Source organism: Faecalibacterium sp. Marseille-P9590 (assembly GCF_017377665.1).
Classification (GTDB): Bacteria; Bacillota; Clostridia; order Oscillospirales; family Ruminococcaceae; genus Faecalibacterium.
The window spans coordinates 465,798-492,156 of the sequence record NZ_JAFREF010000001.1; the positions used below are offsets into that span (position 1 = coordinate 465,798).

The 26,359-nt window shown below is 56.4% G+C and carries 22 protein-coding genes and 1 pseudogene; 19 read left to right on the plus strand and 4 right to left on the minus strand.

Annotated features, from left to right (window positions below):
• Positions 1 to 78: 78 nt before the first annotated feature.
• The 13 genes from J3349_RS02315 to J3349_RS02375 all read left to right on the plus strand — a co-directional run bounded on the left by J3349_RS02315 (position 79) and on the right by J3349_RS02375 (position 14,238).
• The gene (locus tag J3349_RS02315; protein WP_207676310.1) at positions 79 to 2,475 is read left to right on the plus strand and encodes a glycogen/starch/alpha-glucan phosphorylase; all 2,397 of its coding nucleotides are present in this window, start codon (positions 79 to 81) and stop codon (positions 2,473 to 2,475) included.
• A gap of 313 nt (positions 2,476 to 2,788) precedes the next feature.
• Positions 2,789 to 4,645 carry a glycoside hydrolase family 13 protein gene (locus J3349_RS02320; protein WP_207676311.1) on the plus strand — a complete coding sequence of 619 codons (1,857 nt, stop codon included), beginning with the start codon at positions 2,789 to 2,791 and terminating at the stop codon, positions 4,643 to 4,645.
• Between the two features lie 120 nt (positions 4,646 to 4,765).
• Entirely contained in the window at positions 4,766 to 5,224 is a 459-nt protein-coding gene (locus tag J3349_RS02325; RefSeq protein ID WP_207676312.1) for an NfeD family protein, read from the plus strand.
• 27 nt (positions 5,225 to 5,251) lie between these two features.
• Positions 5,252 to 6,151: an SPFH domain-containing protein gene (locus tag J3349_RS02330; protein ID WP_149795016.1), complete on the plus strand. Its 900-nt coding sequence runs from the start codon at positions 5,252 to 5,254 to the stop codon at positions 6,149 to 6,151.
• A gap of 12 nt (positions 6,152 to 6,163) precedes the next feature.
• Positions 6,164 to 6,643: a YhcH/YjgK/YiaL family protein gene (locus J3349_RS02335; protein ID WP_207676313.1), complete on the plus strand. Its 480-nt coding sequence runs from the start codon at positions 6,164 to 6,166 to the stop codon at positions 6,641 to 6,643.
• A gap of 12 nt (positions 6,644 to 6,655) precedes the next feature.
• The gene (locus J3349_RS02340) at positions 6,656 to 6,895 is read left to right on the plus strand and encodes a hypothetical protein (protein ID WP_158394784.1); all 240 of its coding nucleotides are present in this window, start codon (positions 6,656 to 6,658) and stop codon (positions 6,893 to 6,895) included.
• Between the two features lie 91 nt (positions 6,896 to 6,986).
• The gene (locus tag J3349_RS02345) at positions 6,987 to 7,124 is read left to right on the plus strand and encodes a helix-turn-helix transcriptional regulator (protein WP_207676314.1); all 138 of its coding nucleotides are present in this window, start codon (positions 6,987 to 6,989) and stop codon (positions 7,122 to 7,124) included.
• Between the two features lie 111 nt (positions 7,125 to 7,235).
• On the plus strand, positions 7,236 to 7,586 hold the full coding sequence (locus tag J3349_RS02350; RefSeq protein ID WP_207676315.1) for a VOC family protein: 351 nt from the start codon (positions 7,236 to 7,238) through the stop codon (positions 7,584 to 7,586).
• Positions 7,587 to 7,647: 61 nt separating this feature from the next.
• Complete coding sequence (locus tag J3349_RS02355; protein WP_207676316.1) at positions 7,648 to 8,526, plus strand: LysR family transcriptional regulator; 879 nt, start codon at positions 7,648 to 7,650, stop codon at positions 8,524 to 8,526.
• Positions 8,527 to 8,712: 186 nt separating this feature from the next.
• Positions 8,713 to 9,756: a beta-propeller fold lactonase family protein gene (locus tag J3349_RS02360; RefSeq protein WP_207676317.1), complete on the plus strand. Its 1,044-nt coding sequence runs from the start codon at positions 8,713 to 8,715 to the stop codon at positions 9,754 to 9,756.
• Between the two features lie 13 nt (positions 9,757 to 9,769).
• Entirely contained in the window at positions 9,770 to 11,029 is a 1,260-nt protein-coding gene (locus tag J3349_RS02365) for an SLC13 family permease (RefSeq protein WP_207676318.1), read from the plus strand.
• A gap of 18 nt (positions 11,030 to 11,047) precedes the next feature.
• Entirely contained in the window at positions 11,048 to 12,247 is a 1,200-nt protein-coding gene (locus J3349_RS02370; protein WP_207676319.1) for an isocitrate/isopropylmalate family dehydrogenase, read from the plus strand.
• Positions 12,248 to 12,282: 35 nt separating this feature from the next.
• Positions 12,283 to 14,238, plus strand: coding sequence for an aconitate hydratase (locus J3349_RS02375; RefSeq protein WP_207676320.1), 1,956 nt, complete (start codon positions 12,283 to 12,285; stop codon positions 14,236 to 14,238).
• A gap of 112 nt (positions 14,239 to 14,350) precedes the next feature.
• Here J3349_RS02375 and J3349_RS02380 read toward each other — a convergent pair whose 3' ends face one another.
• Both J3349_RS02380 and J3349_RS02385 read right to left on the minus strand, forming a co-directional pair.
• Positions 14,351 to 15,016 carry a sigma-70 family RNA polymerase sigma factor gene (locus J3349_RS02380; protein ID WP_207676321.1) on the minus strand — a complete coding sequence of 222 codons (666 nt, stop codon included), beginning with the start codon at positions 15,014 to 15,016 and terminating at the stop codon, positions 14,351 to 14,353.
• Positions 15,000 to 15,830 (minus strand): helix-turn-helix transcriptional regulator, encoded by an 831-nt coding sequence (locus J3349_RS02385; protein ID WP_207676322.1) that lies wholly within the window; start codon positions 15,828 to 15,830, stop codon positions 15,000 to 15,002. Before J3349_RS02385 ends, J3349_RS02380 begins: the two co-directional genes overlap by 17 nt.
• Positions 15,831 to 16,079: 249 nt before the next feature.
• On the opposite strand from J3349_RS02385, the gene J3349_RS02390 reads away from it, so the two are divergent.
• From J3349_RS02390 to J3349_RS02415, 6 genes and pseudogenes are all read left to right on the plus strand, one after another.
• On the plus strand, positions 16,080 to 16,781 hold the full coding sequence (locus tag J3349_RS02390) for a CHC2 zinc finger domain-containing protein (protein WP_207676323.1): 702 nt from the start codon (positions 16,080 to 16,082) through the stop codon (positions 16,779 to 16,781).
• A gap of 73 nt (positions 16,782 to 16,854) precedes the next feature.
• Positions 16,855 to 18,270 (plus strand): annotated as a pseudogene (locus J3349_RS02395) (DUF5906 domain-containing protein).
• 379 nt (positions 18,271 to 18,649) lie between these two features.
• Positions 18,650 to 19,915 carry a plasmid recombination protein gene (locus J3349_RS02400; protein ID WP_207676324.1) on the plus strand — a complete coding sequence of 422 codons (1,266 nt, stop codon included), beginning with the start codon at positions 18,650 to 18,652 and terminating at the stop codon, positions 19,913 to 19,915.
• Positions 19,916 to 19,932: 17 nt separating this feature from the next.
• On the plus strand, positions 19,933 to 20,226 hold the full coding sequence (locus tag J3349_RS02405) for a hypothetical protein (protein WP_207676380.1): 294 nt from the start codon (positions 19,933 to 19,935) through the stop codon (positions 20,224 to 20,226).
• Positions 20,227 to 20,322: 96 nt separating this feature from the next.
• Positions 20,323 to 21,945: a recombinase family protein gene (locus J3349_RS02410; RefSeq protein ID WP_207676325.1), complete on the plus strand. Its 1,623-nt coding sequence runs from the start codon at positions 20,323 to 20,325 to the stop codon at positions 21,943 to 21,945.
• 63 nt (positions 21,946 to 22,008) lie between these two features.
• Positions 22,009 to 23,046 (plus strand): GNAT family N-acetyltransferase, encoded by a 1,038-nt coding sequence (locus J3349_RS02415; RefSeq protein WP_347564964.1) that lies wholly within the window; start codon positions 22,009 to 22,011, stop codon positions 23,044 to 23,046.
• A gap of 49 nt (positions 23,047 to 23,095) precedes the next feature.
• On the opposite strand, the gene mgtE is transcribed toward J3349_RS02415, so the two are convergent.
• Positions 23,096 to 24,475, minus strand: coding sequence for a magnesium transporter (gene mgtE / locus J3349_RS02420; protein WP_158394786.1), 1,380 nt, complete (start codon positions 24,473 to 24,475; stop codon positions 23,096 to 23,098).
• 351 nt (positions 24,476 to 24,826) lie between these two features.
• Positions 24,827 to 26,266 carry a proline--tRNA ligase gene (proS, locus tag J3349_RS02425; protein ID WP_158394787.1) on the minus strand — a complete coding sequence of 480 codons (1,440 nt, stop codon included), beginning with the start codon at positions 26,264 to 26,266 and terminating at the stop codon, positions 24,827 to 24,829.
• Positions 26,267 to 26,359: the final 93 nt, after the last annotated feature.

Below are 26,359 nucleotides of genomic sequence, written 5' to 3' on the forward strand. Positions count from 1 at the left end.
GAGGGAATTAGAGGAGAAATGCCCTGTCACCGTACTAATTCAAAAAATTTAAGCATTCGTGCGGATAGGAGTTCATTTATGACTACAAAAGAATTTGCAAAAATTCTTCAGGACAAGCTCACCAGCGAATATGGTGTTGACCTGAGCGTTGCATCTCATCAGCAGATCTACCGCGCTCTGGCCCTCATCTGCCGCCAGATGATGAGCGAGAACCATAAGAAGTTCCAGTCCAAGGCCATCGGTACCGGCTCCAAGCAGGTGTACTACCTGTGCATGGAGTTCCTGATGGGCCGCAGCCTCAAGATGAGCCTGTTCAATCTGGGCCTGAATGACGCTGCCCAGAAGGCTCTGGCCGAGGCTGACATCAGCCTGGACAGCATCTATGAGGAAGAGCCGGACGCAGGTCTGGGCAACGGCGGCCTGGGCCGTCTGGCCGCCTGCTACCTGGACGGCATGGCCACCACCAGCATCTGCGGCACCGGCTACTCCATCCTGTACGAGTACGGCATCTTCAAGCAGAAGATCGTGGACGGCTGGCAGCAGGAACGCGCCGACAACTGGCTGCCCGGCGGTCAGGTCTGGCTCAAGAGCCACCCCGATCAGGCTGTGGAAGTCCGCTTCGACGGCGAGATCCACGAGAACTGGGACCATGGCTTCCACTATATCCAGCACACCAACTACAACAGCGTCATGGCCATCCCCTCCGATATGTACGTTCAGGGTTACGACGGCAAGGGCGTTGCAAAGCTGCGTCTGTGGCAGGCCAAGGCTCCCGACTTCGATATGTCCAGCTTCTCTCTGGGCAACTACAACACCGCAATGAGCAAGAACGCCAGCGCTGAGCTCATCTCCAAGGTGCTGTACCCCAACGACAACCACGTTGAGGGCAAGATCCTCCGCCTGCGCCAGCAGTACTTCCTGTCTGCTGCCTCCATCGGCGACATCGTCCAGAACCACCTGTCCACCTACGGCACCCTCGAGAACCTGCCCGACAAGGTGGCTATCCAGCTGAACGATACCCATCCGACCCTCGCCATCCCCGAGATGATGCGCATCCTGCTGGATGAGTGCGGCTTCGGATGGGACAAGAGCTTCGACATCTGCCAGAAGGTCTTCTCCTACACCAACCACACCGTCATGGCCGAGGCCCTGGAGAAGTGGAACGTGGACATCTTCAAGATGACCCTGCCCCGCATCTACCAGATCGTGGTCGAGATGGACCGCCGCGCCCGCGAGAAGCTGGAAGCAGCCTTCCCCGGCGACCAGGGCAAGATCAACTATATGGCCCTCATCGGCGACAACCAGGTGCGCATGGCCAACATCTGCGCCTACACCGCCAACAGCATCAACGGCGTCTCCAAGCTCCACAGTGAGATCATCAAGCAGAGCGTCTTCCACGACTACTACCTGTTCAAGCCTCAGGCTTTCAAGAATGTGACCAACGGCATCGCTTACCGCCGCTGGCTGCTGGCCTCCAACCCCGAGCTGTGCAAGCTGCTGGACGAGACCATCGGCACCGGCTACAAGCACGACGCCGCCGACCTGTCCAAGCTGAACAAGTTCGCTGAGGACAAGACCGTCCTGAAGCGCCTGAATGAGATCAAGCTGGACAACAAGAAGAACTTTGCCGCTTACCTCGAGAAGAGCACCGGTCAGGTCATCGACCCCAACTCCATCTTCGACTGCCAGGTCAAGCGTATGCACGAGTACAAGCGCCAGCACCTGAATGCGCTGAACATCGCTGCTCAGTACCTGTACCTGAAGGAGAACCCCAACGCCGACTTCATCCCCAAGACCTATATCTTCGGCGCAAAGGCTGCTCCCGGCTACTATATGGCCAAGCAGATGATCCGCATGATCTGCAAGCTGGGCGACCTCATCAACAACGACCCCGCTGTCCGCGAGAAGCTGCGCGTGGTCTATCTGGAAGAGTACTGTGTCTCCCTGAGCGAGCACCTGATGCCCGCAGCCGAGGTTTCTGAGCAGATCTCTCTGGCAGGCACCGAGGCTTCCGGTACCGGCAACATGAAGTTCATGCTGAACGGTGCCATCACTCTGGGTACTCTGGACGGCGCAAACGTCGAGATCGCCGACGCCGCCGGCAAGGAGAATGAGCTTATCTTCGGTATGCTGACCCCCGAGGTCAACAACCTCAAGCAGGTGGGCTACCATCCCAACGCCTTCATCACGGGCGACGACGTTGCAAACGCCGCTCTGAACTTCCTGGAGCGCGGCTGGAACGGCGAGAACTTCCACGAAGTCACCGAGAACCTGCGCAGCAGCGACCCCTATATGGTCATGGCCGACTTCAAGGACTACCGCCGTGCTCAGGCCGACCTGCAGCGCCTGTACGCTGACCGTGAGCATTGGGCTAAGATGAGCCTGAAGAACATCGCCAACAGCGGCATCTTCAGCGCTGACCGTGCTGTTCTGGACTACGCACGCGACATCTGGCACGCTTCTGCTGTGAAATAAACCTCTCCGTCAGCGCTGACGCGCTGCCACTGCCCGGGTTGCGGCTCCCAGCGTCTGCTTCGCTGTCGCTCGCATTCTGCTGGCCGCGGCCCCAACAGCGACTCCCTGTTTCCGCCACTGGCGGCGGTCGTCGTTGTTGCTCCTATCAAGGGGAGGCCTTGGCATATCGGAAAGCCTCACCTCTTCGCCAGAGGCTCCCCTCGGTAGGGGAGCTGTCGAGCGAATGCGAGACTGAGAGGTTATCCCTTTAATAATAACGCAACGCCCCGTGGCATCGCTGCCCGGGGCTTTTTTTGAGAAAGGACGATCCTTTTTGCCTTGTCTGTTCAATAGTTTCGACCCCTACTTCAAGCAGCCCTTCGGCGCGGTGCGCGCCGGTCAGAGTGTACATTTGTCCCTCTGCATCCCGGAGGAGCTGGGCTATGTAGACCCTCATCTCGTCCTCCAGAAAGAGGGCAGGTACGATGTTCCCGTCCACTACCGGATGAAGTTCGACGGCCAGACGCCCCATCAGAACCACTTCTCGGTGGACGTCACCCTCAACGACGTGGGCCTCTACTTCTACTATTTCGACCTCTACACCGACTTCCGCCGCATCGTGCGCGGGCCGGACAACTGCGGCGTCGTGAGCTGGCAGGAGGGCGAGAGCTGGCAGATCACCGTGTATGAGGCCGATTTTGAGACGCCCGCCCCCATCAAGGGCAAGGTCTTCTACCAGATCTTCCCCGACCGCTTCTGCGAGGGCGTAGAGAACAAGCCCATGCCCTTCCCTGACCGGCTTTATCAGGCCGACAAACACGCCGAGCCCTTCTGGCAGCCCAATGAGGTGGGCGGCCACCTGAACGAGGACTACTTCGGCGGCGACCTCAAGGGCATCCAGATGAAGCTGCCCTACCTCCGCGAGATGGGCGTGGATTACCTTTACCTGAACCCTATCTTCGAGGCCCACTCCAACCACCGCTACAACACCGCCGACTACCTCAACGTAGACCCCCTGCTGGGTACCAACGAGGATTTCGAGACCCTCTGCGCCGAGGCCAGGAAGTACGGCATCGGCATCGTGCTGGACGGCGTGTTCAGCCACACCGGCTCCGACAGCCGCTATTTCAACCGCGAGGGCCGCTACGGCGAGGGCGGTGCCTATCGTGACCCCAACTCCCCCTACCGCAGCTGGTACGATTTCGATTCCAAGTATAAGGGCGGCTACCGCAGCTGGTGGGGCTTCGAGACCCTGCCCGAAGTCAACGAAGAAACGCCATCCTACGTCGAATTTATCACCGGCGAGGGCGGTGTCATCGACACCTGGCTCCGCAGGGGCGCTGCAGGCTTCCGTCTGGACGTGGCCGACGAGCTGCCCGACGAATTTATTGAAAAAGTGCGCACCGCCGTCAAGCGGGTCGGCCCGGATAAGTTCCTTCTGGGCGAAGTGTGGGAGGACGCCACCACCAAGTTCGGCTTCGACAAGCGCCGCACCTATCTGCTGGGCAAGGGCCTCGACAGCGTGATGAACTACCCCTTCAAGAACGCCGTTCTGGGCTTCGTCTGCGGACGGGACGCCGGTCAAACCATGACCGACATCCTCTCCATCTGCGAGCACTACCCCGCCCCGGCCCTCGATACGGCGCTGAACTTCCTCTCCACCCACGACACCGAGCGCGCACTGACCGTCATTGCCGACGAGCCCGCCAATGGCCGGGGCCGCGAGTGGCAGAGCGGTCGCTGTGTCACCGGCGACGCCTACGAGGAAGGAATGCTCAAGCTGCGGATGGCTTACGCCATCATCTACACTCTGCCCGGCGTCCCCTGCCTCTACTACGGCGACGAGATCGGGATGCAGGGCTATCGCGACCCCTTCAACCGCGGCTTCTACTGCTGGGACAGCCACGAAGAGCGGCTGAAACCTGTTCTGGCACAGCTGGCACAGCTCCGCCACACCTGCGAAGCCTTCCGCACCGGAGAGCTTCGTGTCCTGCGGGCGGAGGGCGGCGTCCTCCACTACCAGCGCATCGGCGAGTTTGAGGCGGCAGAGATCATCGTCAACCGCACCGAGCATATCATCGTAGAGCCGCTGGCCTCCGGCAAGCACACCGAGGTGAACCCCATGGGCTTCACCATCGTGGTGGAAGAGGTCGGCCACAACCCGAACCATAGCTACTACGACTATAAGTGACCCCCACCCCCTGCCCTGCCTGCGGCATCCCGCCCGGCGTGAGCAGGGGGGTTATTCATAATCTGTCTCTGTACTTTTCAGACGTTTTGCTCTATAATGGGGAAAAAGGAGGGAGAACTCATGTCTGTTGACCCCATTTTCTGGCTGCTGGCCGCCATCGGCTTCGTCGTTCTCGAGGCCATGACCCTGAATCTCGTCTCCATCTGGTTTGCCGTGGGCAGCGCCGCAGCCCTGCTGAGCTGTCTGGTCACCGGCTCCTTCCGGGTGCAGGCGGTGGTGTTCATCGCCGTCAGCACCCTCTGCCTGCTGGCCCTCAAGCCCCTGTGCAGCCGGCTGCGCAAGCCGCCCACGGCAACGAACGGCGACCGCGCCCTTGGCCGGGAGGCCATCGCGCTCACCTCCGTCTCCGCCGAGGCCACCGGCCGTGTCCGGCTGGACGGTGTAGACTGGAACGCCCGCTGTGCCACCCCCGGCGACACCATCGCCCCGGGCCAGAGCTGCCGGGTGGCCGAGATCCACAGCACCCTGCTCATCGTGGAGCCTGTCCTCACCGAGACCGCCGCACCGGCGGATCACTGATATGAAAGGAGCGTCCCTATGCCTATCATGCTGTTCCTTATCCTCATCCTCATCTTTGTCATCCTGCTGGTGGTCGTCACCAACATCGTCATCGTGCCGCAGTCCATGGTCTACGTCGTGGAGCGTCTGGGCAGCTACTCCGAGACATGGAGCGCCGGCCTCCACGTCAAGATCCCGTTCCTCGAGCGGGTGGCGAAGAAAGTCAGCCTGAAAGAGCAGGTCGCCGACTTTCCCCCTCAGCCGGTCATCACCCGCGATAACGTCACCATGCAGATCGATACCGTGGTGTTCTTTCAGGTGATGGATGCCAAGCTCTACACCTACGGCGTCAACCAGCCCATCGCGGCCATCGAGAGCCTGTCGGCCACCACCCTGCGCAACATCATCGGCGAGATGGAGCTGGACCACACCCTCACCAGCCGCGACACCATCAACAGCAAGATCACGGCCATCCTTGATGAAGCCACCGACAAGTGGGGCATCAAGGTCAACCGTGTTGAGGTCAAGAACATCATCCCGCCGCGCGAGATCCAGGAGGCCATGGAGAAACAGATGAAGGCAGAGCGCGAGAAGCGCGCCGTCATCCTGAAGGCCGACGGCGAGAAGCAGGCCGCCATTACTGCCGCTGAGGGCGAAAAGGAATCAGCCATCCTCCGCGCCGACGCCGTCAAACAGCAGCGCATCCTTGAGGCCGAGGGCGAGGCACAGGCCATCCTCGCCGTCCAGAAGGCCAACGCCGACGCCATCCGCCTGCTGAACGAAGCCATGCCCACCGATAAGGTCCTTGCCCTGCGCAGTCTGGAAGCGCTGGCCAAGGTCGCCAACGGCAAGGCCACCAAGATCATCATCCCTTCCGATTTGCAGAATCTGGGCGGCGTCGTTCCCAGCATCAAAGAGCTGATGACCGACCCCAAAGACGCAGAATAAGAGGTTTCTCCTATGATTTACGATACCCTGAACAATCTCCCCAACTATCTCGGCATGAGCGACAACCTCGACGCTGTCATCGAGTTCGTCATGGCCCGGGACATCAACAATCTGCCCGCCGGAAAGACCCGCATCAGCGGCGACAAGGCCGTGGTCACGGTGTGTACCGTCACGCCGCAGACCTCGGACAAAGCGCTTTTCCAGCGCCGGGACAATCACCTGACCCTCGAGACCGACCTTGAGGGCAGCGAGCTGTTCGAAGTTTCGCTTGGTGAGCTGACCCCCACCAAGCCCACCGACGAGGCCGCCGACCTGACCGTCGGCACCGCCGGCACCAGCATCGCCGGGATGCTCTGCGAGGGGCGCTTTGCCCTCTATCTGGCCGGTGAACCCTACAAGTCCGGCCTGAAGGCGCAGGGCTGCGGCAAGCTGAAAAAGGCCGTGTTCAGCATCGAGCTGGACGAGGACGAAGAAGAGGCCTCAGAGGAATAACGGAGGCTTTCTATGAAGCGTTTTCTGGGCATTTTCGCCACCGCGCTGCTCTTTCTGTTTCTGTTCACCTTCTTCGGCGGCTCCTATTTTCTGGACATCCAGCACCACTTTTATGCGTGGATGTTCCCGGTCAGCCTTGGCATCGCCTTCGTCATCTGGGCGTTCTGGCGGCTGGACGACAAAGTAGAGGCCCTGCAAAAGCGGGTGGACGAGCTGGAAGCCGCCCGGCAGAAAACAGACGAAGCCAAATAAAAAAGCAAAGCTCCACGCAGCGTAGGTTGTGTGGAGCTTTTTGTTATGGTATCCTTTGGACAGAGAGAAACAATCACAAAGGAGAGTTTATATGGATTCTTACGTCACCGGCACTGCCATCCGGCAGCTGCGGGAAGCCAAACACCTGACGCAGGCAGAGCTGGCCGAAAAGCTGGCCGTCAGCGCAAAGGCCATCTCCAAGTGGGAGACAGCCGTTTCCCATAATTAAAGATATTACTGAACATCATTCATACGCTCACGCTTTCAATATTTTGATATTAAGATTTGTATATATTAAATATAGGAGATTCGACTATGAATAAACTGCTTTCCTGCCGCTATGCGTGAATGTACAAAAGATTTTTCTCCCCTCGACCATATCGCCATTGATGTAACCGATATTTCAGAGAATTCCAAGTTTTTCGAGGATGTTCTGGGTATGCGCATCTGCCGCACGATGGGGCCAGAGGATAATCCTTCGGCCGTCTGGTTCGATGGCGGCATCCAGCTCTGCAAGGTGGATGACCCCAGTCAGGAGAATGGCCGCTTCCAGCACCTCGGCTTTCAGGTTATCAGTGTGGATGCAGTTCTGGAAAAGGAGAAGCCTTTTGGTGCTGTACCTGTCCCCGGCAAAGGCCGTCACTGGTTCATGCTGCCAAATGGCATCAAGTTTGAGCTGAAGGAGAAGTAAGGACTCCCTCTTGTCAAGTTCTTTCTGATATGTTATTCTTTTATCAAATAAACCCGAAAGGATGACGTGCATGAAAGAGCTGGACTGGAAAATACTTATCGTTCTGTATGAAAAGCGCAGTATATCAAAAACAGCGGAAGCTTTGTACCTGACCCAGTCAGCCGTCACAAAAAGGCTCAAAAACATCGAGACCGAATGGGGTATCAATGTCATCCATCGCAGCAATCAGGGGGTTACGTTTACGGAAGACGGCATATACCTTACCCAGAAAGCCAGCATCATGATGGATTTCCTCCGGGAAATACGGGAGCACTATGCCCAGAGGGAATGCCAGAAGGAAGTGCTGACCGTCGGCATCCCCAATTCTTTTTCCAGACTTCATTTCCCGGAGGCGCTCAGCAAATATATCGAGTGCTTTGACCGTCTGGATATACGCCTCATCCCAAGCTCCAGTGAGGTCGTCCTGCAAAAGCTGATGGACGGCTCGGTAGACATCGGCTTCGTCTGCGGCGATTACCCCTATCTGGGCGAAAAAGAGCCGCTGATGGATGAAAATCTCTATCTCCTGGTTCCTGCCGGAATGCCGCTGGATGAAGTCGAGCGTCAGCCTTTCATCCAGTGGAAGATGAACCCCCTCGTGGAGATGATACGCGACCAGTGGTGGAAGTCGCAGTATGGCGGCCTGCCCCACCAGAGCTATCAGGTCCCCTTTGCAGATATTGCCATCGAGATGGTCGAGAAGGGGCTAGGCGTTACAACGCTGTTCGGCGACAAGTGGCGCATTGACCACGAAAAGGCTCAGCTTATCCAGACGTATGACGAACAGGGGAACAAAGTCAGCCGAAAAGTCTGGATGATGCTGTCGGACCGCTGCTTCCAGAATCCGGACATTTCGGATTTTGTATCGCTGATAGAAGAATATTTTGGTGTGAATAAGTAAAACAAGGCCCTCTCTCGAAGCTACTTTTGAGAGAGGGCTTTGTTCTGTCTGATGGCATTCCAAAATGGAATACCACAGGGGCAAAAATCGGGAATATCCATTTGACAAAAAATTGTGCTATTATGGGGTCACAGAAGAACGGCCAGCAACAAGCAAACACAGAGAGTCAAAAAGGAGAAAAAAATCATGCATTATGCTTATGTAGGATGCCGGACGACAAAAGAGAGAAATGCCCGCGGCGAGGGCCTCAAGACCTACGAGATCCTGCCGGACGGCAGCTGGAAGTGCCTGCAGTGTCTGGAAACGGAGCCGAATCCGTCCTTCCAGACGCTGGACAACGAAGGGAAGTACCTCTACAGTGTCCACGGCGATTTCACCAAGGTTTCCAGCTACCGCGTTCTGCCAGACCACACGCTCGAGCACATGAACACCATCGACATCGGCGGCAAGAACCCCGTGGATGTGACGGTGGACCGTGAGAACAAGCACGTCATTGTTGCTACGCTGCAAGGCGGCACGCTCTACACCATCACCCGCAATGAGGACGGTTCCCTCGGCGAGGTCGCAGCTAAATACACCTATGAGGGCAAAGAGGCCGGCAAGGTATCCACCATCCATCAGTGCCTGTGGGATCACAAAAAGAATTTCCTCTTTGCCTGCGCGCAGGGCCGTATCAACGGCTATGGCCAGATGCGCGCTCTGCGCTATGACCATGAGACAGGCGAGTTCACCCAGACCGACCGCTTCCTGTCCAGAACGTGGGACGAGCCCCGCCACGCTGCGGTCCATCCCAACAATCGCTGGGTATATATGTGCGAGGAAAAGGGCAACAAGGTGCTGTTCTTCCGCTTCGACGATGAGAAAGGCACCTTTGAGGCTCTGCAGGAGCTGACCACCGTGCCGGAGACCGTGACCGGCTACTCCGACGCCAGCGAAGTCATGGTAGACCCCTCCGGCAAGTTCGTTCTCGTCTCCAACCGCTATACCGACAGCATCGCCGTTTACCGCATCGACCCCGTCACCGGTTATCTGCGCAATGTGGGCTTCTACCCCTGCCTCGGCAAGACCCCCCGCTTCTTCTGCTTCGGCGACAACGGCAAGTGCTATGTCGCAAACGAAGACAGCGACACCATCGTGGAATTTGATTTCGACAATGTGACCGGTACGCTGACCCCCACCCTGAACATCCTGCACACCGGCAGCCCTGTGTGCATCGTGTTCGCAGACTGAAGAGGACGTAAAAATGAATGTAGGATTGATTTCCCTGCTGGCGTTGATCATAGCCATTGTTCTTGGATTTACTCGTAAGGCCAATGTTGGTATCCTTTCCATCGGCTTTGCAATGGTCATCACCATTCTTTTCAAGAGCGATACCATTACCACGAAGGCCGTTATCTCCGGTTTTTCTACCTCGCTGTTCATCCAGATGGTGGGCGTGACCTACCTTTTTGCTATCATCAATGGCAATGGCACACTGGAACTTATGGCAAAGAAGATCGTCAACCGTGTTCCGGTCCACGCCATCCCGGTGGCTATGTTCTTTATCGGTATGGTACTCAGTGCCGTCGGTCCCGGCTCCATTCCTTGTCTGGCCATCATCCCGGTCATCGCTATCCCACTGTCCATTTCCGCTGGCATCAACCCCATCATGGTCTCCATCATCGGTGATATGGGTGCTATGGCCGGACGCATGAGTCCCCTGACTCCTGAGGCCGCCGTTGTCCGCAGCCTGATGGAGGCTCAGGGCATGGAAGCGGATACTGTTCCTATCATGATCTGCACCGCTATCACCGCCGTCATCTGCTCCATCCTCATTTACATCTATTATAAGGGCTGGCAGGTGGATAAGAGCAAAGCAGCCGGTGAGAAAGATATTCTTCCCAAGTTCAACTGGCAGCAGCTGCTGAGTCTTCTGGGGCTCATCCTTCTCGCCGTCGGTGTTCTGGCTCTCAAATGGAATGTGGGTCTGACCGGCTTCTTTATCGGCAGTATTCTGAATGTCATTGGCTGTGGTCAGGACAAAAAGGCCATTTCCGGTGTACCTTGGAATGTCATTCTGATGGTTCTGGGCGTCGGGATGTTGATGAATATTATTTCTCTGTCTGGTGGCATCGACATTCTTGTCTCGATGCTGGAGAGTCTCATGGGAGCGAAGAGTGCTGCGCCTATCATGGCATTGACTGCTGGCATCATGTCCTTCTTTTCTTCCGGTCTGGGCGTTGTGTTCCCCACACTGGTGCCCGTGTGCGGCGGTCTGGCCTCTGGTCTTGGTATTGACGGTGTACAGTTGGTGGCGATGGTCGTCATTGGCGGCACCATTGCAGGCTATACTCCGATCTCTACTACCGGCGCGCTCATCATGGCCGGTGTTGCTCAGCAGCCGGACAGTGAGACCCGTTTCCCTCAAAACAAGATGTTTGTGGAATTGTTTGCCGTGTCTGCACTGAATCTTGTAGTTCTGGCTGTCATGGCACTCTGCGGCATTTACACCCTTATCATTTGATTTCAGGAGGTATTTTTTATGGCTACTACCACATTGCAGGAACAGCAGATCAAAACCGCGCAGGAGAAGCTGGCAGAGCTGATCCGCAGCGACTTCGCTCGCATTGAGCGGATGAAGGCCGACGAAGAAGTCACCGACTTCTCCAAGCTGGACACCATCACCATTGGCGTCATGCCCGGCGACGGCATCGGCCCCATCATCATGGAGCAGGCACTCCGGGTCCTGAAAGACCTGATGGCTCCGGAACTGGCAAGCGGCAAGGTGAAGATTCGCATCATCGAGGGCATGACCTTCGAGCGCCGCGTGGAGCTGGGCGAAAGCCTGCCCGAGGACGTGCTGAAAGCCTGCAAGGAGTGCAACGTCCTCATCAAGGGTCCCTTCACCACGCCCCGTGCCGGTGATAAATTCCCCGACGGCACCCCGATGCCCAACATGGTCTCGGCAAACAGCCTGCTCCGCCGCAGCCTTGATCTGTTCGCCGCTGTCCGTCCCATCAAGATTCCTGAAAAGAACATCGACTGGTGCTTCTTCCGTGAGAACATTGAGGGCGAATACATCTGGGGCAACAAGGGCATTCAGGTCAACGAGGACCTTGCCATTGATTTCAAGGTCCAGACCAAGCAGGGCAGCGAGCGCATTGCCCGCGCTGCCTTTGAGTATGCCCGCAAGAACGGCAAGCACAATGTGACTGCCGTCACCAAGGCCAACATCGTCAAGCTGGCGGACGGCAACTTCCTGAAAGCCGTCCATCACATCGGCGAGACTGAGTACCCCGACATCGAGGTGCAGGAGCGTCTGGTCGATGCTATGACCGCAAAGATGGCCGATCCGGAATTCACCAAGGGCTGTGAAGTCTTCGTTCTGCCCAACCTGTACGGCGATATCGTCACCGACGCTGCCGCTGAGATGCAGGGCGGTCTGGGCAGTGCTTCCTCCTCCAACATCGGCAACAAATACGCCCTGTTCGAGGCCATTCATGGCACTGCACCCTATCTCATCAGTCATGGCCGTGCCCAGTATGCAAACCCCTGCTCCCTCATCCGCGCCGCTGGTCAGCTGATGGCACACATCGGCTACGGTGACCGCACCGCAAAGCTGGAAAAGGCTCTGGACATCTGCTGCAACACCGAAAAGAAGCTCGTCGTTACCACTGACAAGGACGGCGCGACCAGCGAGGAGTTCACTACCTATCTGCTGGATACACTCAAGTCTCTGTAAAAACGACTGCGCCAGAAAAGAAAGAGAGAGTTATTATGGCTATGAATCTTACCCGGAAAATTATTTCCGCCCATCTGACCAAACCGTCCGCCATGAACCCCGGCGATGAGATCTACGTCCATTTCGACCAGACCCTGACCCACGATATCAATGCCGTCATGTGCTATCTGGCCCTCGAGGGCATGGGCATCAAGCGTGTCCGCACCGACGTCTCGGTGAGCTACCTCGACCACAACCTGCTCTACGTCAACACCAACACCCCCGATGACCACATCTTCCTGACCTCGATTGCCCGGAAGTATGGCATCTACCTTTCCCGTCCGGGCAACGGCATCATGCACAGCGTCCAGTATGCCCGCTTCGGTGTCCCGGGCAAGACCAGCCTCGGCACCGACAGCCACACCACCACCGGCGGTGCCATCGGTATGCTGGCCATCGGCGGCGGCGGTATGGACGGTGCCACGGCCATGGCCGGCCTGCCCATCCGCCTGAAGATGCCCAAGGTCGTCCGCGTCTACCTGACCGGCAAACTGCGCCCCGGCTGCTCCGGCAAGGACGTCATCCTCGAGATGCTCCGCCGCTACTCCGTCAAGGGGGGCTTAGGCCGTGTGTACGAGTACGTCGGCCCGGGCGTCGAGACCATGGAAGTGCCCGAGCGCGCCACCATCGCCAACATGGGCGCAGAGTTGGGTGCCACCACCTCCATCTTCCCGGCAGATGAGACGGTCCGCCGTTTCTTCATCGCACAGGATCGTGAAAAAGATTTCGTGGAGATGAAAGCCGACGAAGGCTGCGATTACGACGAGTACGTCGAGATCAACCTGAGCGAGCTGGAACCCCTTATCGCCTGCCCTCACTCTCCGGATAATGTTCATAAGGTATCCGAGATCGAGAAGAAGCCGGTCCAGCAGGTCTTTATCGGCAGCTGCACCAACGGCAGCTACACCGACATCGCCCGTGCCGCTCTGGTCTTCAAGGGCCGTCACGTCAGCGATGATGTGAGTTGCGTATGTGGCATCGCAACCCGCCAGATCTACAAGCAGCTGCTCCACGACGGCTATCTGGATATGCTGGTGGATGCAGGTGTTCGTCTCATTGAGATCTCCTGCGGCCCCTGCTGCGGCATCGGTCAGACGCCGCCCACTAACGGCATTTCCGTCCGCACTTCCAACCGCAACTTCAAGGGCCGCAGCGGCAGTGCCAACGCTCAGCTCTATCTGGTCAGCCCCGAGACGGCAGCCGCTACCGCCATCGCAGGCACCTTTACCACCGCTGAGGACATCATGGGCGCAGATGTGGCAAAACTGGCTGATGTCCATGAGCCGGAGCATTACTTCATCGACGACTCCATGTTCATCAAACCCCTGCCGGATGAGGAACTGGAAAAGGTACAGATCGTGCGCGGCCCCAACATCAAGCCTCTGCCCATCCCTGAGAAGCCCGAGGAGAATCTGGACGCCAAGATCAGCCTGAAGGCCGGCAACAACATCACCACCGACGACATCACCCCGGCTTCCGCCGAATTCAGCTCCATGCGCTCCAATATGCCCCTGATGGCTCAGTATGCCTACTGCCGCTACGACCCGGAATTCTCGAAGCGTGCCCAGAGCTACGGCAAGAGCATCATCATCGGCGGTGAGAACTACGGTCAGGGCTCTTCCCGTGAGCACGCCGCCATCACCCCGATGTTCCTCGGCGTCAAGGCCGTTATCGCCAAGAGCATGGCTCGTATCCACAAGAACAACCTCATCAATCACGGCATCGTCCCCATGGTCTTCGCCGACCCGGCGGATTACGACAAACTCGAGCTGTCGGATGAGCTGTACATCGCCAACTTCCGCGAGCAGATCAAGACAAAGCGCGTCACCGTGGAAGACAAGACCAAGGGTGTCTCCTTCGACGCTGTGCTGGAACTGTCGGATGATGAGATTGAAGTCATCCTTGAAGGCGGTCAGCTGCGGTATGTGCAGCATCAGCTCGCCAATTCCTGAATTTTTCTGAACATAGCAAAAGCCATGCCGTGGAAAATGCGGCATGGCTTTTGCTGGAATATGGAGTTCCGTATGGAGTTATGTTAATTTGACACGATTCCTCTCTGCTCATTCAGATGTACCACCACGGCAATTCCAGCCACAGGTTATCCATAGCCTGTTCCTCGGTCTTTTTGGCGCGACCTTTTGTCAGGTGAAAGTATATCGCCGTGCCGATCAGCGGATGTTCCTCGCCATCGGTGAAGCCATAGCGGTACAGCAGATAGGTCTGCTCCCGTTGGGTCAGCCGTTTCAGGCCATCGTACAGTTCCCGGCGCGATTCCTGTTCTTCCATAATGCTCTGTGGCTGCATGGCGTAGGGGTCGGCTATGGCTTCGATGCGCCGCAGCTGCTCTTCTCCCGGCAGAACATCGTCCAGCGAAACGCGCTGGTAGCAGATACCGTCCTTATCCTCCGTCACCATCCGCTGCTCAGAAGCAGTAAAGGCATCCCGAACCATATCCATCATGGCGTTGCGGATGGCCGGAGCTGCGTAGGTCAGGAACTTCATGCCGCGCGCTGCATCGAACTTCGGCACAGCTTTCCATAAGCCCAGATTGCCCGCCTGTTTCAAATCGTCCGTGTCAAGGTTCAGGCCGTACTGTGCCAGATTCATGCTGCGGAAAAGGTCATTCGCCACCTTGCCGATAAAGGACTTGTTGTTTTCGATCAGGCTGTCCAGTGCGGCGGCGTCCCCTTTCTGTGCCAGCGTACAAAGCCATTCATTCGTCTGCTTCATGGGCGTTTTCCTGCTCTGCGGCAGACTGCAAGATTCCCAGCAGACCGCTCCGCAGCTGTTCCAGTGCTTCCGGCGTAGCTCCTTCCATGCCCGAAACACTGTCTAACATTGCATCTGTCAACTGCTCTGCCGTGATCGTTGGGTGCTGCACATCCTGCCCTTTGGTCAATTCGGTGAACATCTTCTCTGCCACTTTCTTGCTCATGGCTTCCTGTTCGGTGTAATGGCTCCCGATGCCCTTTTTGATTTCCTTGACCGCCGCCATGAAGTACATCTCAATGTCATCAAGGTCGCCTTGGTACACCGGCTTTCTCCGGAGGCTGATGTCCTTTGCGGCTTTGGCTGCTTCCGGGGTCTTGACCTTTGTGCGCAGCAGGGTGCTCAATGTCGTAAGCATAGCGTTCTGCGCCGCGATGCCGGATGCAAAGGTATCATCAAAATACTGCGCTATGCGGTGAGTAAGCTCTGCAAAGCGGGCGTTTTCCAGCAGCAGATTGACTACCTCTGCATTGACGTGCCCTGTGTAGAGGTTCTTTGCGGCTTCTACGGACAAGCCCAGTTCGGCAATGTCGTAATTTTTGCGGTCGGGGATGTTGGTTTCTCCCAGCAGAAAATCCGTAGACACGTTGAACAGCCTTGCAATTTTCAGCACCTGCTCGTGGGTCAGGGTTCCCTTTGCACCGCTGATGAAGCGGCTGATGGTGCTCTTGGAGCAGCCGATTTCCTTGGCAAGCTCTGGTTGGCTGATGTTGTGTTCTTTCATCAAGTCCGCAAGACGGACGTTGGATGGTGCGGGCAGATATTCCTGTGCCATGTGGTCGGCCCTCCTTTTTGAGCTTTTTCCTCATTATAATACGCTCTGCCGTTTTGTTCAATATACGGTTTCCCCTCTGCCCTTGCTGTTGCAACTCTGCAACCAGTAAGGGCTTTTTTCTTTTTCCGTTGCAGTTCTGCTGCTTTTTCGGCCTTTCTGCAAAATTCTCCGTATATTCAGGCAGGAAGCAAAAAACACCAGAGTTCCCACTTTGGGGTACTCTGGTGCAACGCACGAAACAAAGGAGGAATGCCCTTGAGCCTGTATCAAACTGTCAAGTCCGCCATCACCGTTCGGCAGGTGGGAGAGATGTACGGCATGGAGCCCGACCGCCATGGCATGGTGTGCTGTCCGTTCCATTCCGACAGCGACCCCAGCATGAAGCTGAACGACAACTATTATTATTGCTTTGGCTGCGGAGCCAACGGCGATGCCATCGACCTCACCGCCAAACTGTTTGACCTGAACCCCCGGCAAGCCGCCGAGAATCTGATACACGACTTCGCGTTTGCGAAGCAATGCAGTCCCCAGTGGGGACTGCAAGTGACAGAGCGGTCTTGCGTCAGCAAAATGGAGGGGCCTCGCCCCGACAAGCTCTGGCTTGACCCGGACAAACCGCCCGCCAACGCCATCGCCCTGCCGCCGCCCAAGCGTGGCCTGACGGACGAGCAGTGGGCCGACATCGCCTACTGTCTGCGGGTGCTGACCAATTATCTTGACCTGCTGCACGACTGGCAGGAACACTACAAGCCTGCCACCCCGGAAGAGCCGCATGACCCACGGTTTGAAGAAGCCCTCCACACGACCGAGACCATCGAACACCTGACGGACTGCGTTGCATTTGGGACGCCCCAGCAGAAGGCCGATGCCGCTGCACGGCTGCTGTCCGGGTCGTACCTGCTGATGTTAGAAGAGCGCACCGACCGCCTTGCTCTGGCAAAGTGCGCCTGATAATTTATTCACCTGAAGTGGTGGGTCTCACCGTGAGACCCACCACTTCACTTTTCTAAAGGAGAACCACCACATGAAGAAAAACATTTCCCGCAACCCCTTATGGCCGGACTGGTACAACGGCAAGAAAATTGACGAAGTCCAGTTTGGCCGTGCCTTTCTGGAACAGTGGCCGCTGAAATGCGTCAACGGAACGCTGTACACGCTGGACGGCCCGGTGGAGGACGAGAGCGAGATCAAACAACGCATCTTGGAGAACATCGAGGAATATGTCACCTCTGGCCTGTCCAAAAAGGTCACCAACATTCTGGAGACCATCAAGCTGCTGGCCTTTTCCGATCCGTTCCCCATTGAGCAGGACTGCATCCACCTTCAGAACGGCGTGTACCATCTGCCGGACGGCTCTTTTCAGGAGAGCCGCTTGTTCTGCCAGAACCGTCTGCCTGTGAACTACGACCCGAAAGCTGCCACCCCTGACCGTTGGCTGACCTTCCTGCACGAGCTGCTGGACGATGCCGACATCCCCACCTTACAGGAGTATCTGGGCTACTGCCTGATCCCCAGCACCAAGGGACAGAAGATGATGCTCATTGTCGGCAAGGGCGGCGAGGGCAAGTCCCGCATCGGGCTGGTGCTCAAGCGACTCATAGGAGATGCCGCCAGCAACGGCAGCGTCCAGAAAGTGGAGAATAACCGTTTTGCCCGCGCCGATCTGGAACGTCGCCTGCTGATGATCGACGACGACATGGACATGAACGCCCTGCCCAAGACGAACTATGCCGATCTCAAATAAAATGCTTGTCATTTTATTTGACCACCAAATTGAGAGCCATCCTTGGCTCTCAACGGCCAAATGCCCTTTGCAAAAGGGCATTATTTCAAGACCATCGTGACCGCCGAAGCCAAGCTGGACTTGGAACGCAAGGGTGTCCAGAGCTACCAGCGGGACATCTACGCCCGGTTCCTCTGCTTCGGCAATGGTGCGTTGACCTCGCTGTATGACCATTCGGACGGTTTCTTTCGCCGCCAGCTTATCCTGACCACCAAGGACAAGCCCACCGACCGCATGGATGACCCCTTCCTTGTGGAGAAGATGTGCGCCGAAATGGAGGGCATCCTGCTCTGGTGTCTGGAAGGGCTGCACCTGCTGGTACAGAACGATTTCCGTTTCACGGTCAGCGAACGTGCCGCCGCCAACGTGGACACCATCAAGCGCAGCAGCAACAATGTCATCGACTTTATGGAATCCGAGGGCTATTTCCGCTTCAAGGCGGACTACTCCATCAGTTCCAAAGATTTCTACGAGATCTACAAACTGTGGTGTGAGGACAACGCCTGTCACAGCGTATCGGCCATCCGTTTCAGTGCCGAACTGCGCCAGAACGACCGCCGCTATAACCTCGAAGCCACCAACAACATCTACCTGCCCGGTGGCCGCAGGGTGCGCGGTTTTGTGGGCATCGAGCCGCTTGTCCACCCCTGCCCGTAAAAAGTGCATTTTTCACGGAAGAAGTTCGTACAACCTGTACGGTCTGTACTTGTACGCACCTGTACGGCGAGTTTTGATAAAATCAATCGTTTTATCGTTCGTATTTTATTTATTCGTACGCCGTACGAACCGTACAGGTTATTTGAAGTTCATACGCATTTTTTTTTTTTAGATGCGTACGGAGCAATCAAGTTCGCATTGTGCGAACTTGATTGTAACTCTCCCGCAGGAGACGTTCCCCCTCGGAGAGTCCTCGAAGAGCCCACTACACTTTGCAGCCCATAGGGATGAAAGTGTCATAGTGGGTTATTACACTTCCGCAGAAGTGCATCTCCGTTCCCCGTCACCTCACGATGAACCTTGAAAGGAGGAATGCCCCTTGGCAAGAAATGATGGCATTGACCGCACCAGTGTCCGAAATCTCGCCGTTTCAGACAAAGCCGTTGGCAACACCCAGCAGCACAACGAGCGCGAAAAGGACAGCTATCGAAACCCCGACATCATCCCCCAGCGCGCTGCATGGAACGTCCACTTCAAAAAGCCTACCGCCAGCTACACTGACCTATTCGCCCAACTGGAAGCCGATGGAACTATCTCCACGCGTGGCCTGAAGCCGGATGCCACCCACTACTGTGAGCTGATCTTTGATGTCAACTCGGCCTATTTTGATAACCACGGCGGCTACGAGTTCGCCAAACAGTTCTATGAGGATGCCTACAAAGCTGCTGTGCAAATCGTGGGCGGTGAGCAGTATATCCTTTCGGCAGTCATGCACGCCGATGAGATCAACCGTGCCATGACCGAAGCATTAGGCCGGGAGGTCTACCACTACCACCTCCATGTGGTCTATGTGCCTGTGGTTGAAAAGCAGATCCTCTGGTCGAAACGCTGCAAGGACAAGGCGTTGGTCGGCACAATCAAGGAGACCGTCATGCAGGTCAGCCGAAGCAAGAAGTGGGCATCCAAGCCCTTGCTGGACGACGCCGGAAAGCCTGTCCTTCAAAAGAACGGCAAGCCAGTCCTGAAGAAGTCGTACAGCATCTTGCAGGACGATTTCTTCCACTATATGCGCAATGCTGGGTACACGGATGTAGAGCGCGGTGAGCGTGGCAGCACTGAAGAACACCTGACCGTCACCCAATTCAAAGTCCAGCGGGAGCAGGAACGGCTGGACACCCTGACCACCCAGATTAACCAGAAAGAGCAAGTCCTTGCCAAGACCAGCACTGTTCTTTCCAAAAAGGAGAAGGAGCTTGCCGCTGTGCAGAAAAAGGCCACGCTCACGAAAGAAGCCCTCATTCATGCGCGCGATCTGGATTATATCGGCAAGCGCACCTTCCTCGGCAACTATTCGCTGACCGAAGAAGAATTCTCCAAGCTGAAAAAGCAAGCCGACCACGGCTATATGATGGATGTGGAGAACCGCCGCCTGAAAGAAGAACTTTCCACCGCCAAGAAGGAAGCAGCCCATTGGGGTCAAAAGTATCATGAACTCTGGTACGAGGTGAAGCCCTATCTGGATGCTCTCCACCGTGCGCCCGAACTGGTACGCGGCTTTCTGGAAAAGATTCTTGCCCCCAAGCAGGAGCGCACTGTGAATGCACCGCAGCGAAACCGCAAGCGTGGGCAGGATATGGAACTTTGATTTTCGGAGGATACTGAATGGATAAAAGAAGCACTGATATGATGAACGATGCGATTGACCTTTGCTCCTGTTATGAGCCTATTTGTGAACCACCTGCCGATTTACTCGAAGAGTGGCAGGATTCGGAGTACACGGGTCCCGAACCTACTCTTGAGAACACGTCTTACTATGTTAAGGAGCCAGACGGTACGCTCTATTTTTACTGTGGCAATACAAAAATCAAAATGACTGAACATTTCGCAGAAAATGGAAAATCAGTCGGTACACTGCTGGAAGATGTGATTCAGTATTCAGCTAACCGATGCGCCTGATGATAAAAATGAATTGAATCCAGCCCACACTTACGGTATAATGGAAGCAAAAGTATTGTAAGCGTGGGCTGTTTCTTTTAAGAAGGAGGCTCTATTATGAAACAGCCTAACAATACAATGATTTATAACACTGCACTGTACCTTAGACTAAGCCGTGACGATGAATTGCAGGGTGAAAGCGGCAGCATCCAGACCCAGCGCATGATGCTTCGTCAGTATGCAGAGGAACACGGGTTGACCGTTGTTGGCGAATATATCGATGATGGCTGGTCTGGCACCAACTTTGACAGACCGGGCTTTCAACGGATGATCGACGATATTGAGGAAGGCAAAATCAACTGCGTTGTAACAAAGGATTTATCCCGCTTAGGTCGAAACTATATTCTGACAGGTCAGTACACGGAAATCTACTTTCCGAGTAAGGGTATCCGCTATATTGCTGTCAACGATAATGTGGATACTCTCAACGGCGAAAGCGAACTTGCTCCGTTCCTGAATATCCTGAACGAGATGCACGCTCGCCAGACCAGCAAAAAAGTCAAGGCCGCTATGCGGACAAGATTTGCAAACGGTGCGCACTATGGCGCATACGCTCCTCTGGGATATATCAAAGACCCCGACAAGTCAGGGCATCTTCTGGTAGACCCGGAAACGAAGTGGATCATTGAGAAGATTTTTGATCTTGCGGTGCATGGACACGGTGCGGCCAGCATCACCCACATTTTAGTAGATGAAAAGGTTCCCACTCCCGGCTGGCTGAATTTTCAGCGGTACGGCACATTTGCCAACATCTATGCAGGAACATCCGAAGATAAAGCCTATGCATGGACGATAACGCAGGTTAAAAGCATCCTGAAAGAAGAAACCTATATCGGTCACAGCGTTCACAATAAGCAGAGCAACATCTCTTTCAAGAACAAGAAAAAGGTGCGGAAACCGCAGGAAGAATGGTATCGTGTGGAGAAAACCCACGAAGCTATTATCTCTGAGGATGTGTTTCGACAGGTGCAGGAGCAGATTGCTCATCGCCGTAGAAAACAGAAAGATGGAACAACGCAAATCTTTTCTGGACTTGTAAAATGTGCAGATTGCGGCTGGTCGATGGCCTATGGTATGAATAAGCAGAACAAAAAGCCCTATGGCTATTACCATTGCAGCAAAAATGGACAGGGACTTCACCAGTGTTCCATGCACTATATTCGGTATGATGTGCTGTACACCTATGTTCTGGCAAGAGTGCAGTACTGGTCGCAGCAAGCACAGCAGGATGGAGATAAACTCTTGCAGCGTTTACTGAATGCTAGCGACAAAGAACGCAACACCGCCAAGAAAAAACAGACTGCCGAACTCAAAAAGGCCACAAAGCGTAAGGCAGAGGTGGACAACCTGTTCGCCAAAATGTATGAGGACTGGTCTGTTGGACGCATTACAGAGTACAATTTCAATATGCTGTCCGAAAAGTATCAGGCAGAACAGCGTGAACTGGACGAAAAGATTCAAGAACTTCAAGCCGAACTTGATGCAGCCGCCCAAACCGCTGTTGACGCGGAAAAGTGGATTGAGTTGATGAAAAAGTACGTCAACCCCACACAACTGACCGCCGAGCTTCTAAATGCCCTGATTGAGAAGATTCTCATTCACGAAGCTGTCAAGCATGAAGATGGCACCAGAGAACAGGAAGTTGAAATTTTTTACCGTTTTATCGGCAAAGTCGAGTGACGCATTATAAGAAGGTGTGCAATCGAATAAGTTGCACACCTAGTACATAACCAATCTCTTTAAGTGAGGGATTCTGCCCGCGGCCTGCCCGATATTTCCCTGCTGGAGCCGCTGGCGGCGGCTCTGGGCGTCAGCGTGCTCGAGCTGATGCAGGGCGAACCCGTCGTCAACCGGAACCGTTCTGCCAACCTGCTTCGCTCCAAGCTCTACGTCTGCCCCCTGTGCGGCAATGTGCTCCACGCCACCGGCCAGGCTGTCGTGAGCTGCTGCGGCATCACCCTGCCGCCGCTGGACATCTCTGAGGCGGACGACGCCGACGAACACCATCAGCTGACGCTCGAGCGGGTGGAAGATGAGCTTTTCGTCACCATCCACCACCCCATGACCAAAGACCACTACATTTCCTTCATTGCCTGCCTCACCGGCGACAAATTGCAGCTGGTCAAACTTTACCCTGAGGGAGACGCCAGCTGCCGTTTCAAAATCACCGGTGCGGGCGTACTCTACTTCTACTGCAACCGCCACGGCCTGATGAAAGCACCGGACTTCCGCGCCGCAGCTCGCCATACGCCGTCCCAGAAACTCCATCTGCGGGAGCCGGACGAGGGCGACCGGGAGCAGGTCATGGCCTACCGGGAAGAGTTTCTTGCCATCAGTTCCCGGCTCGACGGCACTTCAGCGCTGGACAAATACGACGACTTTGGCCAGTGGCTGGCTAACATCCGCAAGCTGAAAGACCCCGCCACCACGCCTGCCGGGTTCGTACCGGCCACCCAGTATCTGGCTCTGGACGAGCAGGAACATCTTGTCGGCATGACCAACCTGCGCCACCACCTCAACGACTATCTGCTGGCCTACGGCGGTCATATCGGCTACAGCGTCCGCCCCTCGGAGCGGAAGAACGGTTACGCCAGCCAGATGCTCTGCATGTCCCTCGAAAAGGCCAAGGAGCGCGGCATCTCCAAGGTGCGCATCTGCTGTGACCACTATAACATCGCCTCAGCAAAGACGATTCAGTCTAACGGCGGCGTACTGGAAGATGAGATGTTTGACTCCTCGGATGGGATGCTGACCCAGCGGTACTGGATAGAGAATCGATAAGACGCAAAAAGGCTCCGGCAGTGCCGGAGCCTTTGCTCTTATTCAAAAATCAGCCCAGATGGAACATATCAATGAGCACGATCATGGCCAGACCGTAGTACACCACGACGGCCACGAGGTCGTTGATGGTGGTGATGAGCGGGCCGGACGCCACGGCGGGGTCGATATGGATCTTATGGAACAGCATGGGGATGACCGTGCCCACCAGGCTGGAAATGACCATCGCCACGATGAGGGAAACACCGACGCAGCCGGAGAGCAGGAACGCCTGCCCCCACGCATAGGCTTTGAAGAAGTGGATATAGCAGCCGAGGAAGCCCAGCGCCATGACGGCCAGAAGCGCACCGTTGACCAGACCCACCCGCATCTCCTTCCAGAGCAGATGCAGCTTTTTGGAGGTGGTCAGGTTCTCGTCCACCAGCACGCGGATGGTGACGGCCAGCGACTGGGTGCCGACATTGCCCGCCATATCCAGCACCATGGACTGGAAGCAGATGACGATGGGCAGGACAGCCACCACCGACTCAAAGGCACCCACCACCGAGGACACCAGCATCCCGAGGAAGAGCAGAGCGATCAGCCAGGGCAGGCGCTTCTTGACACTCTCGAAGACGCCCTCGTTCAAATCTTCTTCGCTGGTCAGGCCGCCCAGTTTTGCGTAATCGTCGCCCATCTCGTCATCGACCAGTTCGACGACATCCGCCGAGGTGATGATGCCCACCAGCTCGCCGGCATCGTTCAGGACAGGCAGAGAGCGCTCGGCGTAGTCTACGATGCGGTCGATGCAGTCGCTGATCTTTTCGTGGTCGGTCACATAGGGGTAGGACCGGGCAATGAGCTTTTCGAGGCGGTCCTCCGCACGGGCGATGATGAGGTCTTTCAGGTCGATGGCGCCGTAGAACTTGTCGTTCTCGTCCACGACGTAGAGGGTAGAGATGTTGTCGTTCTCGCCTGCCTGCTTCACCAGCTCACTCATGGCCTGCCGGATGGTCATGTCCTTCCGGATGCAGATGTAGTTGGTGGTCATGCTGCTGCCGATCTCGTCCTCGCCGTAGGAGAGCAGCATCTTCACATCTTCGGCGGAGTCTTTGTCCAGCTGGCCGACGATCTTGGCTTTATCCTCTTCCTCGAGGTCGTCCAGAGCGTCCACGGCGTCGTCCGAGTCCATGTGGGAAACGACGTTGGCGGCCTTCTCGCTGGGCAGTTCTTTCAGGTAAGGTTCTGCGTCGTCCAGATAGGAGAAGATCTCGGCCACGGTATCCACGCCCAGAACGGCATAGAGCTTCTGACGCTCGTCGGGCGTCAGGGCTGCGAGGGCGTCGGCAAGGTCGTTCTCGTGGTAATCAGAGAGCTTTTCGGCCAGCTCTGCCTGCGGCAGGCCGCTGTGGATGAGGGCGAGTATTTCCTGCTGGTAGTTCTTCTGCTGCATCTTGGGTTCCTCCTCCCCTTTTGGGGGCATAAAAATACACCGCGTCGTCTTTTGGTCAGACTCCTGCGGTGTATCATGGGCAGATGCATTCAGGACGCGGCAGATTCAATCCATACTGCCCGCATCGCAGGAGGAGCGTTGTTTGGGGTTGTCTAAATGGTCGCCGGACATCGTGTTCGCTTCCTCCTGTAAAGTATTTGCCTTTTTCGGCCCCGTCATCATACTACGGCTGGACGATTTTTTCAACCCCTTTTACAAAATTTTTACCAGATTATTGCCAGCTTGCACAAAAGAGCAGCCGCTCTCCCGTGAGGAAAGCGGCTGCTCTCAGTTGTCTTGCAGAAGTTTCGCTTAGTATGCGATGCCCCAGTAGACCATGGTCTTGGCGGGCTTGCCGCAGCAGGGGCAGACATCGCTCAGGTGCTCCTGCTCGAAGGGCATGCAGCGGCTGGACAGGCCGACTTCTTCCTTCATCTTCATCTCGCAGGCCAGGTCGCCGCACCACATGGTCTTGATGTAGCCGGTGTTGGCCTTGGCCAGCTCCTTGACCTCGTCCATGGTGGTGGCAGCCCAGGTGCGCTTCTCACGGTTGGCAAGAGCGCGCTCGTACAGGTCCTTGCGCAGAGCCTCCAGCTGGGCCGGGATCGCGGTCTCCAGCTCGTCCAGAGAGACGAACACCTTCTCGCGGGTGTCGCGGCGGACGAGGACGCACTGGTTCTTCTCCAGGTCCTTGGGGCCGATCTCGAGGCGCAGAGGCACGCCCTTCATCTCCCACTGAGAGAACTTCCAGCCGGGAGCGTTGTCGCTGTCGTCCAGCTTGACGCGAGCGTACTTGGAGATCTTCTCGGCCAGCTCAGCAGCCTTCTCGGAGACGCCGGGCTTGTGGGCAGCGATAGGCACCACCACGACCTGGATGGGGGCGACAGCCGGGGGCAGGATGAGGCCGTCGTCGTCGCCGTGGGTCATGATGATAGCACCCACCAGACGGGTGGAAACGCCCCAGCTGGTCTGGAACGGATGATGCAGCTGGTTGTCGCGGCCGGTAAAGGTCACGTCGTAAGCCTTGCTGAACTTATCGCCGAAGTAGTGGCTGGTGCCGCTCTGCAGGGCCTTGCCGTCCTTCATCATGGCTTCGATGGTATAGGTAGCCTCAGCACCGGCGAACTTTTCCTTATCGGTCTTGCGGCCCTTGACAACAGGGATGGCCAGGTCCTGCTCGCAGACGTCTGCGTAGCAGTTCAGCTGCTGCTGGGTCTCAGCCTCAGCCTCGGCGGCAGTCTCGTGGATGGTGTGGCCCTCCTGCCACCAGAACTCGCGGCTGCGCAGGAAGGGACGGGTGGTCTTCTCCCAGCGCACGACGCTGCACCACTGGTTGTACTTCATGGGCAGCTCGCGGTAGCTGTGCAGCACGCGGGACCAGTGGTCGCAGAACATGGTCTCGCTGGTGGGGCGGACAGCCAGACGCTCTTCCAGCTTGTCGGAGCCGCCCATCGTGACCCACGCCACCTCCGGCGCGAAACCATTGACCAGCTCGCCTTCCTTCTGCAGCAGGCTCTCAGGGATCAGCACGGGCATTGCCACGTTCTCATGGCCGGTAGCCTTGAAGCGGGCATCCATATCCTTCTGGATGAGCTCCCAGATTGCCTGACCATAGGGGCGCAGGATGATGAAACCCTTCACGCTGGAATACTCGACCAGCTCTGCCTTGACGCAGATGTCGGTATACCACTGTGCGAAGTTCTCCTCCTGACTGGTGATCGCCTGTACGAGCTTTTTGTTGTCTTTTGCCATTTTAATCTTATCCTCCCAAGGCCGTGCGCCAAACGCTCATCGTTCCGCACGAACCCATATATAAAGCCCCGCCGCCTACTCTGCCGTGTGCAG

Bases quoted from the DNA above. Each gene is read 5' to 3' on its own strand.
- J3349_RS02315 (WP_207676310.1), top strand. From the start codon at position 79: ATGACTACAAAAGAATTTGCAAAAATTCTTCAGGACAAGCTCACCAGC.
- J3349_RS02360 (WP_207676317.1), top strand. From the start codon at position 8,713: ATGCATTATGCTTATGTAGGATGCCGGACGACAAAAGAGAGAAATGCC.
- J3349_RS02335 (WP_207676313.1), top strand. From the start codon at position 6,164: ATGATTTACGATACCCTGAACAATCTCCCCAACTATCTCGGCATGAGC.
- J3349_RS02405 (WP_207676380.1), top strand. From the start codon at position 19,933: ATGGATAAAAGAAGCACTGATATGATGAACGATGCGATTGACCTTTGC.
- proS (WP_158394787.1), bottom strand. From the start codon at position 26,266: ATGGCAAAAGACAACAAAAAGCTCGTACAGGCGATCACCAGTCAGGAG.
- J3349_RS02325 (WP_207676312.1), top strand. From the start codon at position 4,766: ATGTCTGTTGACCCCATTTTCTGGCTGCTGGCCGCCATCGGCTTCGTC.
- J3349_RS02375 (WP_207676320.1), top strand. From the start codon at position 12,283: ATGGCTATGAATCTTACCCGGAAAATTATTTCCGCCCATCTGACCAAA.
- J3349_RS02410 (WP_207676325.1), top strand. From the start codon at position 20,323: ATGAAACAGCCTAACAATACAATGATTTATAACACTGCACTGTACCTT.
- J3349_RS02390 (WP_207676323.1), top strand. From the start codon at position 16,080: ATGCCCTTGAGCCTGTATCAAACTGTCAAGTCCGCCATCACCGTTCGG.
- J3349_RS02385 (WP_207676322.1), bottom strand. From the start codon at position 15,830: ATGGCACAGGAATATCTGCCCGCACCATCCAACGTCCGTCTTGCGGAC.
- J3349_RS02365 (WP_207676318.1), top strand. From the start codon at position 9,770: ATGAATGTAGGATTGATTTCCCTGCTGGCGTTGATCATAGCCATTGTT.
- mgtE (WP_158394786.1), bottom strand. From the start codon at position 24,475: ATGCAGCAGAAGAACTACCAGCAGGAAATACTCGCCCTCATCCACAGC.
- J3349_RS02355 (WP_207676316.1), top strand. From the start codon at position 7,648: ATGACGTGCATGAAAGAGCTGGACTGGAAAATACTTATCGTTCTGTAT.
- J3349_RS02380 (WP_207676321.1), bottom strand. From the start codon at position 15,016: ATGAAGCAGACGAATGAATGGCTTTGTACGCTGGCACAGAAAGGGGAC.
- J3349_RS02350 (WP_207676315.1), top strand. From the start codon at position 7,236: ATGCGTGAATGTACAAAAGATTTTTCTCCCCTCGACCATATCGCCATT.
- J3349_RS02345 (WP_207676314.1), top strand. From the start codon at position 6,987: ATGGATTCTTACGTCACCGGCACTGCCATCCGGCAGCTGCGGGAAGCC.
- J3349_RS02340 (WP_158394784.1), top strand. From the start codon at position 6,656: ATGAAGCGTTTTCTGGGCATTTTCGCCACCGCGCTGCTCTTTCTGTTT.
- J3349_RS02370 (WP_207676319.1), top strand. From the start codon at position 11,048: ATGGCTACTACCACATTGCAGGAACAGCAGATCAAAACCGCGCAGGAG.
- J3349_RS02330 (WP_149795016.1), top strand. From the start codon at position 5,252: ATGCTGTTCCTTATCCTCATCCTCATCTTTGTCATCCTGCTGGTGGTC.